The 16535-nt window shown below is 43.9% G+C and carries 18 protein-coding genes and 1 pseudogene; 9 read left to right on the plus strand and 10 right to left on the minus strand.

Features of this window, described 5'->3' with window-relative positions; all coding sequences use genetic code 11:
- Positions 1-137 precede the first annotated feature (137 nt).
- Positions 138-1097 (plus strand): annotated as a pseudogene (locus JGK39_RS12270) (NB-ARC domain-containing protein); the annotation flags it as partial.
- A 141-nt stretch (positions 1098-1238) separates the two neighbouring features.
- On the opposite strand, the gene JGK39_RS12275 reads toward JGK39_RS12270, so the two are convergent.
- Together JGK39_RS12275 and JGK39_RS12280 are read right to left on the minus strand one after the other, a co-directional pair.
- A complete protein-coding gene (locus JGK39_RS12275; RefSeq protein WP_293251521.1) occupies positions 1239-1373 on the minus strand; it encodes a hypothetical protein in 135 nt (44 codons plus the stop codon).
- Positions 1374-1523: 150 nt separating this feature from the next.
- The gene (locus JGK39_RS12280) at positions 1524-1682 is read right to left on the minus strand and encodes a hypothetical protein (RefSeq protein WP_293296448.1); all 159 of its coding nucleotides are present in this window, start codon (positions 1680-1682) and stop codon (positions 1524-1526) included.
- Between the two features lie 127 nt (positions 1683-1809).
- Between JGK39_RS12280 and JGK39_RS12285 the strand changes: the two genes are divergently transcribed.
- The 4 genes from JGK39_RS12285 (at position 1810) to gmk (ending at position 6924) form a co-directional block, all read left to right on the plus strand.
- Positions 1810-2646: a hypothetical protein gene (locus JGK39_RS12285; protein WP_293251523.1), complete on the plus strand. Its 837-nt coding sequence runs from the start codon at positions 1810-1812 to the stop codon at positions 2644-2646.
- Between the two features lie 234 nt (positions 2647-2880).
- Positions 2881-4983 (plus strand): M3 family metallopeptidase, encoded by a 2103-nt coding sequence (locus JGK39_RS12290; protein WP_293296450.1) that lies wholly within the window; start codon positions 2881-2883, stop codon positions 4981-4983.
- Positions 4984-6015: 1032 nt separating this feature from the next.
- The gene (gene remA, locus JGK39_RS12295; protein WP_293251527.1) at positions 6016-6282 is read left to right on the plus strand and encodes an extracellular matrix/biofilm regulator RemA; all 267 of its coding nucleotides are present in this window, start codon (positions 6016-6018) and stop codon (positions 6280-6282) included.
- Between the two features lie 78 nt (positions 6283-6360).
- Positions 6361-6924 (plus strand): guanylate kinase, encoded by a 564-nt coding sequence (gene gmk, locus JGK39_RS12300; RefSeq protein WP_293251757.1) that lies wholly within the window; start codon positions 6361-6363, stop codon positions 6922-6924.
- 32 nt (positions 6925-6956) lie between these two features.
- Here gmk and JGK39_RS12305 read toward each other — a convergent pair whose 3' ends face one another.
- Complete coding sequence (locus JGK39_RS12305) at positions 6957-7694, minus strand: hypothetical protein (protein ID WP_293251529.1); 738 nt, start codon at positions 7692-7694, stop codon at positions 6957-6959.
- 127 nt (positions 7695-7821) lie between these two features.
- Between JGK39_RS12305 and xseA the strand changes: the two genes are divergently transcribed.
- Entirely contained in the window at positions 7822-8982 is a 1161-nt protein-coding gene (xseA, locus tag JGK39_RS12310; RefSeq protein WP_293251533.1) for an exodeoxyribonuclease VII large subunit, read from the plus strand.
- A gap of 5 nt (positions 8983-8987) precedes the next feature.
- On the plus strand, positions 8988-9215 hold the full coding sequence (gene xseB, locus JGK39_RS12315; protein ID WP_293296452.1) for an exodeoxyribonuclease VII small subunit: 228 nt from the start codon (positions 8988-8990) through the stop codon (positions 9213-9215).
- A 51-nt stretch (positions 9216-9266) separates the two neighbouring features.
- Here the strand turns inward: xseB and JGK39_RS12320 are convergent, their stop codons facing one another.
- The 5 genes from JGK39_RS12320 to JGK39_RS12340 form a co-directional block, all read right to left on the minus strand.
- A complete protein-coding gene (locus tag JGK39_RS12320) occupies positions 9267-10391 on the minus strand; it encodes a hypothetical protein (protein ID WP_293251537.1) in 1125 nt (374 codons plus the stop codon).
- Positions 10392-11984, minus strand: a complete 1593-nt coding sequence (locus JGK39_RS12325; RefSeq protein ID WP_293296454.1) for an AAA family ATPase — start codon at positions 11982-11984, stop codon at positions 10392-10394.
- A gap of 137 nt (positions 11985-12121) precedes the next feature.
- Positions 12122-12331, minus strand: coding sequence for a CsbD family protein (locus tag JGK39_RS12330; RefSeq protein WP_293251539.1), 210 nt, complete (start codon positions 12329-12331; stop codon positions 12122-12124).
- Positions 12332-12610: 279 nt separating this feature from the next.
- Positions 12611-13450 carry a PHP domain-containing protein gene (locus tag JGK39_RS12335; RefSeq protein WP_293296455.1) on the minus strand — a complete coding sequence of 280 codons (840 nt, stop codon included), beginning with the start codon at positions 13448-13450 and terminating at the stop codon, positions 12611-12613.
- Between the two features lie 130 nt (positions 13451-13580).
- Entirely contained in the window at positions 13581-13799 is a 219-nt protein-coding gene (locus tag JGK39_RS12340; RefSeq protein WP_293296456.1) for a hypothetical protein, read from the minus strand.
- Between the two features lie 154 nt (positions 13800-13953).
- On the opposite strand from JGK39_RS12340, the gene JGK39_RS12345 reads away from it, so the two are divergent.
- Entirely contained in the window at positions 13954-14292 is a 339-nt protein-coding gene (locus JGK39_RS12345) for a hypothetical protein (RefSeq protein WP_293251543.1), read from the plus strand.
- A gap of 159 nt (positions 14293-14451) precedes the next feature.
- Here the strand turns inward: JGK39_RS12345 and JGK39_RS12350 are convergent, their stop codons facing one another.
- Positions 14452-14916, minus strand: coding sequence for a hypothetical protein (locus JGK39_RS12350; RefSeq protein WP_293296458.1), 465 nt, complete (start codon positions 14914-14916; stop codon positions 14452-14454).
- A 55-nt stretch (positions 14917-14971) separates the two neighbouring features.
- Between JGK39_RS12350 and JGK39_RS12355 the strand changes: the two genes are divergently transcribed.
- Entirely contained in the window at positions 14972-15592 is a 621-nt protein-coding gene (locus JGK39_RS12355) for a histidine phosphatase family protein (RefSeq protein ID WP_293296460.1), read from the plus strand.
- 37 nt (positions 15593-15629) lie between these two features.
- On the opposite strand, the gene JGK39_RS12360 is transcribed toward JGK39_RS12355, so the two are convergent.
- Positions 15630-16535: a pentapeptide repeat-containing protein gene (locus JGK39_RS12360; RefSeq protein ID WP_293296462.1), complete on the minus strand. Its 906-nt coding sequence runs from the start codon at positions 16533-16535 to the stop codon at positions 15630-15632.

Consider the following 16535-nt stretch of genomic DNA (forward strand, 5'->3'; position numbering starts at 1 on the left):
ATGAGAAGAATTACCAATTTGTATATAGCAATCCTTGCAGGAGTCGTAAATATTTTTACCCCACCCCAACCCTCCCCGCGAGTTCGGGGAGGGAGTAAGAAATTCACAAATGATTTAGGATTGCTATATGATATGGCGAAATGCCGGAGTTAGGTAATTTCTTCGATCGCACTCCACAACTCAAAACCCTCACAACCTGGATTCTACAACAAAACTGCCGCCTCATCACCCTCACCGGTATCAGCGGAATCGGCAAAACATCCCTAGCAGTACAACTCGTACAACAAATCAAACACGAGTTTGAGTACGCAGTTTGGTGCACCCTAGACGAATTCCCCACTATCGATAAATTTCAATCAAACCTAACACAGCTTTTTTCCCAGTCAGAAAACCCAGATTCATCCCCAACAAACCAGAAACCCTTACCGCTGATTAAGTATTTACAAAACCATCGCTGTTTAGTAGTCTTAGATGACGTTCACAACCTTTTTTGTAGCGGCGAATTGGCGGGAAAATATAAGCCAGAATCCGAAGAGTATCGCTCTTTATTCAAACAGATAGAAAAATTATCCCATCAAAGTTGCTTCCTGCTAATCGGTTGGGAACCGCCCAAAGAAGTTCCTCAACTCACCAGCGAAAATACTCCCATTCGTACCTTACAACTGACTGGTTTAGACACCGCAGCCGCAGGGGAAATACTCAGAGATAAAGGATTAACAGAAATTGATAACTGCGAAGCACTCATTCACCGCTACCAAGGCAATCCGTTATGGTTAAAAAGCGTGGCGACTTTGATTCAAGAGTTGGGAATCGGCGCAGAGTTATTAATAGATGATACTATATTGTTGCCGGAAGATTTGAAAGATGTTTTACGCGAGCAGTTCGATCGCACTTCCGAACTAGAAAAACAAGTCCTGTCATTGTTGGCCACAGAAAACCAGCCAGTCAACTTCGCCAAATTGCTACAACACGGACAAATATCATCATCAGATTTGCTCAACGCCTTGCAATCTCTATCGCGGCGCTGCTCGATCGAAAAACATGAAAGTCTTTACACTCTGTCACCTGTACAGAAGCAGTATATCAAAGGATTGTAACGGAGATGTTGTACCAATATCAATCTCGCGTAGCTAAAGTGCCACCAACTAAAGAAACCGGGTTTTTACCTAATCTGTGGCTGCGATGAAATATTCTCGCAAAAAACCCGGTTTCTGGACACCCGTGGGTAAGTCCTATTTTTAAGCAAATTTTGCATAGAGAGCAGAAATAAAATTGACGCTTAAAAAGCCTACTGCTAGGACGAGAATAATAAAGATTGTGATACTGACAATAGACTTTAGCCGATCGCCATTTTCGGGTTTTTCTGATTTCATTTGTCAAGTCTTGCTGTAAATTATATCCGAGAAATTGAGAAAAAGATAATTATACCAATGCGCGAACAAAAACGCAACTACCGATCGCCTAAAAGCTTCGATCGCCCTCAGTAGGTGGCAGTTTTAATCTAAAATCTCAAATCTCAAATCTCAAATCGACTGGCCTGGGCAGCGATTGTCGATCGCTCTCGGGCGATCGCGCCCCCGTCCTGTAAAATAGAGGGCGCCTTGGGGTTCGGCTTGTAACAGCCCCAATTGTGGGCGACAGCAAGACCACAAGCAAATACATAATAATGATGTGTCAATCATCCTTAACTTACTCGATCGGGTAAAAATAGAAGAGTGCCCCGAAATAATCTAAAACATATAACTGAAAAAAGGATATAAATGAATGCTCCACCCAGTCTCGCAACCTTACCAACAACGAGAAAATACTATGACCCAAAGAGCCGTGCGGAAGCCAAACCCCTCTGCTAGAAACCACAGTCGGCAAAGTTTTCCTCAAAGACACTGGCTGGAAGTGGCAGAGTACGCCTCTCTGGCGGCCTCTGGTGTGGGTTCCCTGGCGGTGGCTGTGTCTGGTCAAGCTTTTTACGGGGTGGCTCCCCTAACCTTGGCTTTGTCGCTGAATGTGGCTAACCGATATCGGTTCGAGCAGCAAGTGCGGGTTCATCAAAATTCGGAACTGGCTCAAGTACAAAAATCTGTAAATAAGGTCGAAAAAACGGCGGTGACGGTAATTGTTAAATTGCGGAGGCAGTTGTCAGCAGATATTGCAGCGCTGCGCCAGCAAATGGCTGCATTGCCTAGGAATGCAGCTTTTGAGGATTCTATAGACATTGAGCGGCAGTTGCTGAGTTTGGGAGAGTCGGTAGCTTCTTTGCAAGAAATCGTGGCGTCTGCTGTGCTCGATGTCCGCCAGCAGGTGAGGGAACAAATGCAAGATTTAGCGATCGGCCAACCGACAAATATCGAAGCTGTGGAACAGGCTATAGAACAACTGCAAAGCGCGATGAAGAGCTTGACAGAAACTGCTCTCACCCGAGACGACTGGGAAGTAGTAAATACTCGATTTTTGGAAATCCAGAAAGTCATGGCTAATCTGCAAAGCCAAGTGCAAGCTCCTGCGTACCAATCGACTCCGGATTTGTCTGTAGTTCAAGCTCAAATTCACCGTTTGGAACACGAGCAGCAAGAAGTTGTTAAACCTCATCTCAAGCGCTTAATCTCGGTTGTCAAGGAGTTGCAGCACACGCAAGAAAGTAGTCATTAGTCATTGGTCATTAGTCATTGGTCATTAGTCATTGGTCATTGGTCATTAGTCATTAGTCATTAGTCATTAGTCATTAGTCATCAGTCAGAAGGAAGATTTCCCCATCTCCCCCTCTCCCCCTCTCTCCCTCTCTCCCTCTCTCGGCTGGAGTCGAACTTTTTGGACAACTGTGTTACAAATTGAAAAGGCAATCTGTCTAGTTCACCTGTTTTCAACCTGTTACAAGAAAATTAAATGACCGCAACCGTAACTGTTACTGATAACCCGTTATTAATTGGCAAAGGATTGCCACCGTTTGATGCGATCGCACCCGAACACGTAGTCCCCGCCGTTACCCAACTGCTGACGGAACTAGAAGCCGAGCTAGCTGCCTTAGAAGCCTCTGTCGAGCCGACTTGGAGCGGCTTGGTAGAACCATTGCAGCGGCTCGGAGAGCGTTTAAATTGGACTTGGAGCATTGTCGGACATTTGATGGGGCTGAAAAATAGTCCGGAATTGCGATCGGCCCACGAAACAGTGCAGCCGGAAGTAGTAAAATTTTGGAGCAAGCTGAGTCAAAGCAAACCGCTTTACGAAGGTTTTAAAGCGCTGCGGGCGATCGAAAATTGGGACAGTTTAGAGTCAGCTCAACAGCGAATTGTCGAAGCCGCCATCCGAGATGCTCAACTCTCCGGCGTCGGTTTAGAAGGCGAGCAAAAAGAGCGTTTCAATGCCATCCAATTAGAAATGGCAGAAATTACTACCCAGTTTTCCAATCACGTCCTCGACGCTACCAAAGCTTTCAGTATCACCCTCACAAATAAAGACGAAATTGACGGTTTACCGCCGAGTTTGTTGAGTTTAGCAGCTCAAGCGGCTCGCAGCGCGGGCGCCGACAATGCCGATGCCGAAAACGGCCCTTGGCGGATTACTTTAGACTTTCCGAGTTACGGCCCTTTCATGCAGCACAGCACCCGCCGCGATTTGCGCGAAAAGTTGTACAAAGCTTTTATCGGCAAAGCCAGCAGTGGAGATTTGAATAACTGGCCTTTGACCGATCGCATTTTAGCACTGCGCCACGAAAAAGCAGCTTTGCTCGGGTTTAGCAGTTATGCCGAATTGAGCTTGGCGAGCAAAATGGCTCCCAACGTTACAGCCGTGGAAGCTTTGTTAGAAGAATTGCGCTTGGCTAGTTACAGTGCTGCTGTCAAAGATTTAGAAGAATTGAAAGCTTTTGCTGCCTCTAAAGGCGCTGCGGAAGCTGGGGATTTGAAGCACTGGGATGTCGGTTTTTGGTCGGAACGGCAGCGGGAAGAAAAGTTTGCTTTTAGTGCTGAAGAATTGCGCCCTTATTTTGCTTTACCCCAGGTATTGGAGGGGTTATTTGGATTAGTAAAGCGGCTGTTCGGCGTGACAGTAACGGCGGCGGACGGTCAAGCTCCTGTCTGGCACAAAGATGTGCGCTATTTTAGAATAGATGATGAAGCCGGAAATGCGATCGCCAATTTCTATCTAGACCCCTACAGCCGCCCGGAAGAAAAGCGCGGCGGTGCTTGGATGGACGAGTGCGTGGTGCGCGCTAAATTTGTGGAAGCGGGAAAAACAACAACGCGCTTACCTGTGGCGTATTTGGTGTGCAACCAAAGCCCTCCGGTTGACGAGAAACCGAGTTTAATGACTTTTGGGGAAGTAGAAACTTTGTTCCACGAATTCGGTCACGGTTTGCAGCATATGCTAACAACTGTAGACTATCCGGGAGCTTCCGGCATCAATAATGTTGAGTGGGATGCGGTGGAATTGCCCAGTCAATTTATGGAAAATTGGTGTTACGATCGCGCGACTTTGTTCGGGATGGCGAAGCATTACCAAACTGGGGAAACTTTGCCGGAACACTATTACCAAAAGCTGCTAGCAGCGCGCCACTACATGAGCGGCAGTGCCATGCTCAGACAAGTACATTTTAGCAGTGTTGATATCGAATTGCACCACCGCTATCGATCGGGCGGCAGCGAAACCGTGGCGGATGTCCGCAAGCGCATTGCTAAAACTACGACTGTTTTGCCTCCTCTGGAAGAAGACGCATTTTTGTGCGCTTTCGGACACATTTTTGCGGGCGGCTACGCGGCGGGCTATTACAGCTATAAATGGGCGGAAGTGCTCAGCGCTGATGCTTTTGCGGCGTTTGAGGAGGCGGGTTTGGAAGATGAAAGTGCGATCGCCTCTACAGGTAAACTCTTCCGAGATACAGTGTTAGGATTGGGCGGCAGTTTGCACCCGATGGAAGTGTTTAAAACTTTCCGGGGACGCGAACCTAGCACTAAAGCTTTGTTGAGACACAGCGGTTTAGCTGCGGCTTAACAAACTGTGGAATAACTGAGGATTAATGCAGGTAAATTTATCTGCATTAATCCCGGCTTGTTGCTTAATTCAAAGGTTTGTAGTGAGGACTTTAGTCCTCAGTAAATGTAGCGTACAGACTGGGAATCTTAGGATCGCAAATTAAATAATTTCCACTCTAGAAAGTGGGATGGGCGTCCCGCCCGTACAGAAAGGACGGGCGGGACGCCCATCCCACAAGAACCATCAAATTATAAGTTATTTAATTCTCATTCCTTACCGCTACAAGTAGCGCGTAGAACCCCTTTTTTCGTAATTCCTGCTAAATACAAAATGGGGAGCATCTCAGTTTGGCAATAAGCATTTTTAAAGAGCGGACTGAAGTCCGTACTACGAACCTTTTTTGAGCGGGGAAAACACTATAAATGCCAAACTGAGATGCTCCCACAAAATGTTTGTAGTGAGGACTTTAGTCCTCTGAAAGATGAGGACTAAAGTCCTCACTACGAACCAATTTTATTCTATAATATTAAGCAAGAAACATCTGTAGTTTTACACTTTCTCCCCAATGTTTCTGTGCAACATTGGGGATGATGTACGCGCGGCATAGCTATCCCGTAGGTAATCAACCGCAGCTTTAAGGTTAGCTTAAAAGCTCGTCAAAGCAGCATCAATGTCAATACTGTCAGTATAAACAGCAATTTGCAAGTATTTGCTGTCATCTTTATCAGTAATAATACTTAACTGCTCCACCTGAAATTAACTTTATATTTCGCAACATTTACGGGCTGTTTTCTGGATACAGCTAATGCTTTTATTCGCAACGAGAAATCGATAATTTTACCGAAACTTTAATATAAAGCGGCAACAGCGGTAGTTTTTTAAAGTTTTGATAAAGATCGGCAGGCTCTGTTCAAAAAAGAGAAAAAAATGAAGGTAAAAATTTTAAAATTTTTGTTGTGAATCATTTTAAACTTGCCAGAAGAAATATTTTTATATATGATAATAAGTAAGGATTGATAGTTACTTGTTCACCTATAGATTGAGATATTCATGGATATTCAATTAATTAATATCGGTTTTGGTAATATTGTGTCGGCTAACCGAGTGATTGCCATTGTCAGTCCCGAGTCAGCGCCAATTAAGCGTATAATTACTGATGCGCGGGAACGCGGACAACTGGTTGATGCTACTTACGGCCGCCGCACGAGGGCGGTAATTATTACTGATTCGAGTCACGTCATCCTCTCGGCGATTCAGCCGGAAACGGTGGCTAATCGTTTTGCGCTCAGCAAAGACGGTCAAGGTCGGGATGATTGAGGTTTGTCAGTTGCAATTTGAGCACTTACAGTATAGAGTAAGCGGAAACTTAAATTGTTACACGTTTCTCTTCTCAAAATGAAATCCGGTAAATTAATTGTTCTGACGGGGCCTAGCGGTGTGGGGAAAGGCACCCTAGTGCGATCGCTCCTCAACCGCCATCGGGAATTATATCTTTCGGTATCGGTGACAACTCGCAAGCCCCGCGAGGGAGAAATTGAGGGAAAGCACTACTATTTTGTCAGCCGCAGCCGTTTTGAAGAAATGGTTGAGGCTGGCGAGTTGGCAGAATGGGCTGAGTTTGCTGGCAATTTTTACGGTACTCCATATTTTGCTCTCCAGCAGGGAATCGGCGAGGGAAAATGGGTAATCCTAGAAATTGAGCTCGAAGGGGCGAGACAAATTAGAAATAAGTTTCCTGAAGCTTTGCGACTGTTTATTTTACCTCCTTCTTGGGAAGAATTGGAACGCAGGCTGCGGAGTCGGGGTCAAGATTCCGAAATTGCGATCGCCCGTCGATTGCTGCGGGCTAAAGAGGAAATTGAAGCTGCGGGCGAATTCGATTTTCAAGTTGTCAACGATGATTTAGAAGTTGCATTAAAAGGACTGGAATCTGTATTGTTTGTCAGCGACAGGAAATGATGCGATGATGATTTGAGCTTACCAATTACCAACTACCGATTACCAATTACCCATTTTTCTGTACGGGCTAAAACTTCGGTACTTTTCTTGATAGCAACACAGGATTTTAAATTCAATTCTAGAGTTTCAGACGCAGGCGAAATTTTCCTGAGCGGTTCTATTTCGCGAGCAGAACAGCCCAACATTTCCATATAAGCTAGCGTCCAGCCAATAGCTGCAATGTCGCTGACATTGCCTTCTCCGGCGCACAGGTGACAACTCAATTCGCCCTCGGGGTAGCACTCAGGACAAACCCAATTGTTCAGTTGTGAATTTATCAGAACTGTACGGGAGGCTGAGGCAATTGTCAATGCTTTAATGTGGTTTTGAACTACTTGTTTAAAACCTCGATTTGGGTTGCTGCGGTGGTCGGAATTATGGCGCGATCGCCCGTAAGCGTTGCCCTCGGAGAGTATCGCCATTTCTGGCTGTTGCGACGAAACCGGAGATCCTGTTGTGTTCTCTCTTTTGACTCCAGATTCGCCCAGGTTTGCAGTTAGCTGAATGCCGTAGTCTTTAGACTCTTCAGTCTGAGAGTCGTTGAGTGTGCTGTCAGAATCGGACGCTGTGCCATCAGCAAAATCTTGCATCGAGAGGTGATGTTCGATCGCCAAAGACCAAGTTCTTTTATGCCGGAGATCGCCATATTTTCTGGCTTCGGCATCAGTAATGCCGATCGCCGCTGCCTCTTGGCGCAGCACATTCATCGAAGTCATGACATCTGATATCATTAGTTTGTTTGCTGTTAATTTACCTTCGCCAGTAGAGAAGCCCTCGCAGAGGATAGACCTACAAATAAATACCTTAGATATAGTAGCCTAAATCTCAAATCTCAAATCTCAAATCTACAATTGTTTAATGAATTCAATTTTCCCTGACACAACGTTATCGGTGGGCGGACTAACATCATACCTCAAAGAATTGCTCGAGGGCGATCGCCACCTGCGATCGATTTGGCTAACGGGCGAGGTGTCCAACGTTTCGCGGCATTCCAGCGGCTGTTATTTCACTCTACGCGATCCCGACACAAGCGCTGCGATTACCTGCGTGGTGTGGACTTATCAACAGCAAAACTTGCGACGAATGCCCGTAAAAGGCGAGCAATTGCTGGTTTTCGGAAGCATTCAGGTTTACGAACCTCGCGGGGATTACAAGTTGATTGTTTCCAAATCGCTACCGGGTGGCGAAGGATTGGAGGCTTTGCGGTTGCAGCAATTGCGATCGCGCTTGGAAGCTGAGGGTTTCTTCGATCGCGCCAGAAAGCGCCCGATTCCCGCACACCCGCAAATTGTGGCCGTGGTGACATCGGATACCGGCGCTGCGTGGGGGGATATTCAGCGCACGTTAGCCCAGAGATATCCGGGTTTGCAGGTGTTGCTGTCGCCGACTTTGGTACAGGGAGAATTGGCTGCTGCTGCGATTGTTAGGGCGATCGCCCGTGTAGAATTGGACGGTAGGGCGGATGTCATAATTTTAGGGCGGGGCGGCGGTTCTGCGGAGGATTTGGCTTGTTTTAACGATGAAAGAGTGGTAAGGGCGATCGCCAATTGCACAATCCCAATTATTACGGGCATCGGCCACGAAAGAGACGAATCTCTCGCCGATTTAGTAGCAGATAAACGAGCCCATACTCCGACGGCGGCGGCTACTCAAGCCGTACCAATTTTAGCAGATATTTACTGGGAACACAGGCAGAGAATGCTGAATTTAGCAAGTGTGGTGCGGGCAAGATTTCAGCAAGAAGAACAGCATTTGCAACAGCTACAAAATCGCTTAAAAAAGTTGCCTGCGACATCGCGAACTTTGCGGCAAGCAACTGGTAAACTAGAAGTATTGCAAGAAAAGTTAGCGGCCCTAAATCCGGCGGCGGTTTTGGAAAGGGGTTATGCGGCGGTAATCCAAGGTGACGGTACGATTGTCCGCACAACTGACGGTTTGGAATTGGGTGAGGAGTTGACTGTGAGGTTGAGCCGGGGCGTGCTGAAGGTTAAAATTGTGGAAGTTTTGGATGCTGAATAAATGTTATGGTTAACTCGCAGTTGGGCCAGTCTGGCTGGAATTATGAGGAAACGGTCGATCGAATTGAAGCGATTATCGATCGGGTGGAATCGGGAGAATTGCCTCTAGAGGAGGTTTTCGAGCAGTTTGCGGTGGCTGTGGAATGTTTGCAGGAGTGCGAAGGTTTTCTGGCGCGGGGGAAGGATAAGATGGATTTGGCGATCGGGCTTTTGGCCGCGGAACCGGATTTTTAAGCGCAGGTTTAGGCGCTTAGCCTTTATAAATAAAAAGGTAATGGCTGGTTATCAAACACGAATAGGGTTTTCAGAAATGCACCAGTTCATAATAACCTGTCCAATCTTTTCCCAATCACAAATCATGGATTTATCAACTATTCTCGCAATCTCATGAGGACTTTTTTGTTTAAGATATTCAACGGTATTACTGAGCGTACTTTCTCCAAATCCCAGTGATATTTTACATCGACATTCTCCACTACTACTGCATTGCCAGTTAAGTTGACACCAATTATCTATACAACTTGATATATTGGGAATCAGAGAAATATTTTCTTCCCAAAAAGGCTTAACATTAGGGTTACTCGATTGAATAATTTCCTTCATTCGAGTTCCTTTTTTTATATCTAGAAAATACCTAATATCGACTGCACTACTACTACTAAAATTTTCAAAAATTCTTAATGCTTTGAGTCTTTCCGGATTTTTTAAGCACAGTTCAGATAAAATTGAGTTAGGTATTAAGTTTTCAACTTCACGGCAATCAAGAATAAAATTTTCCGTATTTATACAAGTGGAATCGCTCAAAGCTTGCAGGCGAGATGCCGTGGAGCCAAGATTTCCATGAGGAGCAATTTTATCGCTATCTACAATACAAAGGCAAAATCTTTTTTTTACTTTTTGAATATTAATATACTCAGTAGAAATTGTATTACCGCCTCCTCCTCTAGGTTCGCATACTATTTTTACATTCATCTTTTTCCATATAAGATAAACTTTTGCTATAATTTCGTATAAAACAGCATCATCACTATTTTCACACAAGAGTATGGTTTTCTGTACAGACTCTGAATCATTAAAAAAACGTGGGCCAACTTTAATAATTTGCTTACCTGAATCAGAAATCACTGCTGGTTCATAACAAGGATTAACAATTTCAATATATCTTGTTACCGCCGAAAGATAGGATTGAAATTGTGTAGATTGGTTGTATAACTTATGGTAAATATTTCTAGCAAATTGAGATAAACGAGAGCATTGAGCAATTTTTTTAAAAGTTTCTCTCTTAGCCATTACTATATGCTTACCTTCCCGACGGGCAGATGCAAGATTTTCTAAAGCCAAAACAGTCTCATCGTCCCAAGTATTTTCATCTCCCTTATCTACTACAGAGCTATCAATCAAAATTAGCATTTATACAAGTTCCATCTCGAAAAAATCTAGCGGCCAGTTTAAAAGATACCCATCTGAATTGAATTGAGAGTTTCTTATTCTTACTTCTCCTGGTTTATCGCATGGCTCAAATAAAACAATGTTGATTTCATCAGGAGAAATTTTACCTTCGGAAACTAATTGTCCGAGGCGATTTACCAATACTTCACTATGGGTTTCAATCATTAAACGTAGCTGAATCTTCTTCTCCTTAGCTGCTTTGATTGACTTAACCAATGCATCTGTTAAAGTTCCTTGCAGACGGGGATGAAGATGTAACTCAGGTTGCTCAATAGCGTAGGTTATTGTTCCTCGGTTTACTCGACGAAATGAACTTAGTAACCATAATTGAGTAATAACAGGAAGAATTTGAGAAAAACCAAATCCAGTATCAGCAACATTCAGGTATTTATCAGAATTTTTAGAACGAATTTTTACTGAAATGTGACCAAGGCTAGATTTAATTGATGGCTTAAATCCAAAATTATCTAAAGTCCAGGTAGAAAAGTTTTTCATTTCTGAATCAGTTAGATTGCGTAAAAACATTGCAAGATTATTACCTTGGTAATCCACTTCATCAACAGCTAAATCTTGAGTTCGGTAATAACGCTCTGCTGTAGCTCGTACTGGCCCAATATAGCTAATATTCTTTGAGAAGTTCGCTAGTGTATCATCACATTTTTCAAGAATAAAAGGTATCGCATTTGCGATAATCAGATCCCTTAAATCTTTAAAATCTTTTGTCTCAACTGTCCAATTCTTAGTTTTATTCTTCCAAGATTTGCCAGCAATATTATTTTCTTGAATATCTTTTAACATATTTTCTGAGTTGCCGAGACCAAAAGAGAGTGCCATTTGAATAATAGTCTCTAACTTAGTTGCATGATGAGCCGTCTCTTTGGTTTTGTCTATCAAAGCTTGAAATAAAGCTCTGAAGCGAGAACGATATCTCACAAAACCAGGAGATAGTGAGGATGATTTTTCAAATTCATATTCTTTTTTTTGCTCACTTTCAGTAATAGTTGGCAGAATCAGACTCCTGTCAAATTTTCTAGTAACATATTTATTACCCAAATTTAAAACGTTAAATGAATTTACGAAAAAGTCCGTTAGAGAATCATCCTCACCAAAAGATAATTGGATTTTTGAATCTTCAAGCTGCAAAAAGATTCTACTTGTTCTTGTTGTTTCTTTCTTTTTATTTTCTGAGACTTGGAGAGTTAACGTTATATCACAAGTGTTGAAAATCTTTGCTTCTCCCGAAAAAAGAAAGTAAGAAAAATCTCTAGCAGAGGGAAACTGTCTTGATTCGAGCTTGAAGTTAAAAGAAAATTCAATATTATCTTCTGCTCCTGTTTGATGAGCATCCTCAAAATTACCGAAGTCAACTAGGCGACCTGACCAAAGTATTGGCCCAGTTGTTCTAGATTCTAGGCTTTGTTTCAATAGAGGAAGAATACGCAGAAAACTACTCTTACCTGAACTGTTTTGCCCAAGAAGAACAGTTATAGGCTTTAACTCAATATAGCCAGTGTCAGCCAGACAGCGTAATCTTTCCACTCTAATAGAATCCATTCATACCTCTTAATAAGGAATAGCTTTAATATTTTATCTGCCCAGACGCCTCTAAATCTTAGATTTAATTTTGATTAAAATCTTTTGGGGTGGGCCAGAAAGCCCACCCCACAAATACAATTTAGATGCCCGACAGCTTACAATTTGTCGATCGCCCTTTTGGCCTTATCAGTCAGATTTTTCACCGCATCTTTCACATCTTCTGCTGCGTGGCGGGCAGCAGCTTCCGCTTGTTTCGCTTTGCCTTCTGCCTGGTCTTTTTTATTGCCCGTGATGTTACCGAAAATTTCCTGAGCTTTGCCTTCTACGTTTTTGCCGATCGCCTTTGCTCTGTCTTCTGTACTCATAATCAGCTCCATTGAGTAGTTGAACGCTACTACCACCCTAACATTAGCTCAACAGAAGTTGCTCGCTAACTTCACATTAATTTATGTTGATTTTGATTTTTATTCGTTTTCAGTAGACTTCTTGCCCAATATTTTATTGATATAGAAACCGCAGTAGTAGGGTGCGTCAGAATGACTTGATTATTTCGATTTACTCTGATATAAACTGAGGCACGCACCCTACAGTTATACTAAAATTATTGTGGGGTGGGCTTTGAGCATCGCCCAAAAAGTTACAAACTATTTCAAACTCGCCGCCGCAACTTTAATCGGTTCCAGCAATTCTAACGGTATATGCAGCATATTCAATTGAGTAGTTTCAACACCTTTTCTTTCATTTCTTTCTATTTCTGGCCCGTGATAATCGCTGCCACCTGTCATCAGCAAACCGTAATCAAAACACATTTTTTTGAGCTTTTCTATTTGGCTGGAACTGTGGCTGGGATGGTATACTTCAACTCCCATTAAACCAGCATCTACTAATTCTTTCAAGACTTCCTCAACAGCGCCGCCGCGAAATAAATAAGGGTGAGCCCACACCGGTACTGCGCCGCAACTCTTGAGTAAATCGATGCCTTCTGCGATCGAGAATTTCTCGTAATGCACGTAGGCGGGGCCGTCGTCTCCCAGCCAGCGATCGAAGGCTTCCCGCGATGATTTGGCGTGGCCAGCTTTTACCAGCGCGCTAGCAATGTGAGGCCTTCCCGGTGCCATTCCTGGGGATGATGTTTTTGGTAGTTCGATCGCGTATCCCAGTGCTGCTAATTTTTCTACCATTTCTTGCGATCGCCTCAACCGTCCTTCCAGGCGAGCATTCAAAGGAATTTGCAATTTATTCGCATCAGGATAAAAACCTAAAATGTGCAAAGATCTGCCGTTGTGGACGGTACTGAGTTCAAGCCCGGGGACTATTTCTATACCGTGCAAAGCAGCGGCGGCAAAGGCTTCATCCCAACCCGACACCGTGTCGTGATCCGTGACAGCCAAGGCGCGAACCCCGGAAGACGCGGCGGCGGCTACGAGTTCGGCTGGGGTGAGAGTTCCATCGGAATAAGTCGTGTGACAGTGAAGTTCTAGCATTTTGATCTGATTAACTACTTATCTACTACTTCGCGAACTCTATCAATCGCACCTTCTCGCAATTTGGGAAGCATCAGCGATATTTCACTACTTGGGATATTCAGGATTGGTACGACTCAAACTTTTTTGTTTAACTGTACTGTCTATCTGCCACATCTGTTCCTATAAATTTTACCACAAAAACTGTACTGAAACTCTCCAACGTACCAAGTATATCATTGGCAGTCGCGCTGTCTGCGCTTCTGCTCGCCCGATCGCCTTTGCCAGAAATAATATTCGGGCGATCGGGCTTTCTGCTGTGCCACTTATCAAATTGGCTAAAATCAGCCTCTGCCGCGACTGCACTCAAAGCGCTCTCAAGTTATACAGCAAAAGCACTTGAGCGCTTTCGGTGTCAAGATTTTTTGAGGTATAAACTGTGGAGGTTGAGATAGCGGCATTGTGCGATCGCTACCGTTGAGGAATTTTTTATAAATTAATAACATGACATTCAGGTACAGCGTATGAAATCCACACTTTGCTTTCCAGAAACTTCCGTTCAGTCCAACGTAGTTCCTTTTGATAAAAATGCTATTGACTCTTGTATTGTTGCAGCATGGATTGACTTAGTTGGAGCACAGTTTGATAGCATGGAAGGAGATGATTGGCTCGGTTTATGTGGCGACATTGATGATGGTGAAATTTACCGAGAATGGTTTTTGTGGCAAGATAGCGAAGTAACTCAAGAGTGGGAAGCTTTCGACATCATTACTAATTATCGAATCGTAGCATACACCCGAGAATTGCTGATTGCTACAATCGACAAAGTAGAAGATGCCAGAAAATTTAGCTGTTTGGAATAATTTTAAATCTTGATGTTCAACTTTAATCATAATTCTGTCAACCAACTCGGTTTATCCCAAAAAATATTTTGGATCGAACACGATACATCGATCGCGAAACCGGGTTGCTCAGACCAAAATTATAGGTTGGGTTTCATTCCACCGGCCCAACCTACTAATTTAAGTCGTTACTGCTTTTTCTTTTTCTCGTTCTAATTTGCGCTGCTTCAACGCTGCAAGATTTTGTTTGATCCTGTCGATCGCACTTCCATTTCCCTGCTCTTGGTACAATTCGCTAGCGCGGATCAAATCTGCAACAGCCTCGCCATCCGATCGCAAATTCGCAAAAACCAAGCCGCGATTGTGGTAAGCTTCTGCCGTTGCAACCCGTTCTATGGCGCTAGTAAATTCCTCTTGAGCTTTGCGGTAATTTCCCGACTGATAAGCCTCAATTCCAGCTTGGAAATCAACCGCAGCTTTGCTTCCTGCGTCAGTAGCCGGAAATTCTGGCGAGTTTAAAATAGGTTCTTTAAACAGTACAGAAATGCTGCCCTTACCGGAGTAAGCCCAAGTCATTGTTCCGATGCCAATCCCCAGGGCAGCCACAACAATGACAGACAGAGCAATAAAATTGGTGAGTTCCATAGAGAAATATTTGTTGTATTACAATATGATAAGATAATTTCTAGGTTCTGGAACAATGGCTGTGCGGATTCACCTCAACGGTCAATGGTTTTTGGGCTCGCTAGCTTTAGTATTGTCGATCGGCATAATGACTGCAACTACAACTTCTGACGCAGCAACCAACGCCCAGACTCAAGCGGGATGGCAACTGTTGCAGCGGGGCGAGACAGGGTTGGTGGTGGCAATGCGACACGCGATCGCCCCTGGAACCGGAGATCCTGCTAACTTTAAATTGGGCGACTGTTCCACCCAGCGCAACTTATCAGCCCAGGGAAGAACCCAAGCCCAGCAAATTGGAGCCGAATTTCGCAACCGCAACATCAAAATTGCCAGAGTTTTATCGAGTCAGTGGTGTCGGTGTTTGGAAACAGCAAAACTAATAAATTTAGGTAAAGTCGAGCCATTAAGAACACTCAACTCGTTCTTTAGCGACAGCAGCAAAGAAGCCCGACAAACAGCAACAATCCGCAAATTAATTGTTGACAACCGCAACACGAAAGGCGCGGTTATTATGGTAACTCATCAAGTAAATATTACAGCGCTTACAAATATTGTTCCCCAAAGCGGCGAAGCAGTGATTCTCAAAAGCGATCCACAAGGTAAAATCCAAATAGTCGGACGAATTGGCAGATTTTAATAATGTAGAAACTTACAGCATATTCTGGTTCAAGTTTCTAACAATCCCCGTCTAACATTTCTCGTAGATAGGAACATTCCTTCTGAACATCAGGTGATTCATCGGAAAGTAGACTCTCAATAGTTTGGGATTCCAGCAAACTCGAATATTGTTCGTCTAGCCTGCACAACTCAATAGCAGCAAGCACGCCCGCAATTCTTTCCTCAGACTCCGGCGACATCATCCGGTTAATAGAAGCAAGCAATACATCATTCGGAGGAGAGATAATTTCAACAAGTTTTCTCGCTGTTTGCCGTACAATCGAATGTCGATCGCCAAGACGTAAGAACATCCACTGCAATAAAATATTGTCACCCTGCGGGAATTCCTGATGCCGTAGATTTCCTAATGCTTCGAGGGCAATGGATCGCACATCCCACTCATCGTCAGCCAGGAGACAAGCCAGTATGGGCGCAACAACGGGATTATCTAAATCTCCTAATTTGGCAGCAGCATTATATCTAGTATCATTGCGATCGGAAAGTGTTTCAGTAGCAGCAGCAGCCACAACAGCAGGCCACTTGGACTCTAGACTGTCTCCCATCCAAAAATGATCGTCAATATAAACAGAATCTCCCATAAATTCGCCTTTGTAGTTAAGGTGAGAATGTACTACAGACACATCGCCACTAACACCACTAAAATCTGTTTGCGGATAATCATCGGAAGAAAAACAGCCAATAAATCGCGCTTTCTCCAAATTTGCCCCTTTAAATAAGGTACCATTCAGACGGCAACCAAAGAACTCTACCATTGATAAGTCGAGTTTTTCTAGACTGCAATTTCTTAAGTCACAGAAACTCAGAGTGTCCTTTGGCTGGATAGGAAGCCGATGCTTTGTACCCCGCCAATTTATTCCGAAATAGGGTGTTTTGTAAGTCTTCTCTAGCTTAATAATATCCAT

This window comes from Microcoleus sp. PH2017_12_PCY_D_A (assembly GCF_020738565.1).
Classification (GTDB): domain Bacteria; phylum Cyanobacteriota; class Cyanobacteriia; order Cyanobacteriales; family Microcoleaceae; genus Microcoleus.